Source organism: Shewanella sp. A22 (genome assembly GCF_053850585.1).
Genome location: NZ_JBSQBN010000255.1, coordinates 1 through 835, shown reverse-complemented (window position 1 = coordinate 835; position 835 = coordinate 1). Strand labels below are relative to the sequence as shown.

The following is an 835-nucleotide window of genomic DNA, read 5'->3' as shown; positions in this document are numbered from 1 at the left end:
TACTGACACATAAATTTGTAAAAGGTGAAGACCTGAATGAATTTGAGTTAAAGACGGTAAATGACTGTATCAGCCAATACCGACAACGCTTAGTCGATATCAGTTGGTTTATGCGCTCCTTGAATGAGCCGATTGCCAGAATGGCCAATAAAGAAGATAAATGTACCGGAAGATTTTGGGAAGGAAGATTCAAATCCCAGGCGTTACTCGACGAAGCCGCTGTTTTGAGTTGTATGGCTTATGTAGATTTAAACCCTATTCGTGCCAAAATGGCAACGACACCAGAAACCTCAGACTACACCAGTATTCAACGGCGAATAACCTCAGCGATAAAAGGTGAGCAACCAACAGCATTATTGCCTTTTATTGGTAATGAACGGCTAGATATGCCCAATGGACTGATGTTCAGCGTTAAAGACTATATTGTGCTGGTGGAAGATACCGGGCGAATTGTTCGAGAAGATAAGCGTGGCGCTATTAGCGCAAGTAGCCAAGACATTCTTAATAGATTAAATATTCCTGCTGAAAACTGGTTGAAAATCACTACAGAGTTTGGTTCATTATTCAAAGGTGCGGTAGGGGCTTTACCTGCATTAACGGAATATTGTGAACATCTAGAACGAAAGCGGAGACAAGGCGCATCAAACTGCCAGCGCTGGTTGTGTGCTTAAGGTTTAATCTCAAAAACGAAAACAAACACTCAAATAATAACCTCCTTTCCAGCTTGATATCAATCAAGCGACTAGTGCTGTGTTGGACCCACCATATTGCTCACTATTTTCCATTTAGTGCTCAGTTTGTTGATAATTCTTATTCAATTTATACATTTAAATAG

General features: G+C 40.5%; 1 protein-coding gene. It reads left to right on the top strand.

Annotation, left to right across the window (positions count from 1 at the left end; genetic code table 11):
- On the top strand, positions 1-671 hold a 671-nt coding region (locus ACWXWT_RS20575; RefSeq protein WP_456043414.1), incomplete at its 5' end, for a transposase.
- Positions 672-835 lie beyond the last annotated feature (164 nt).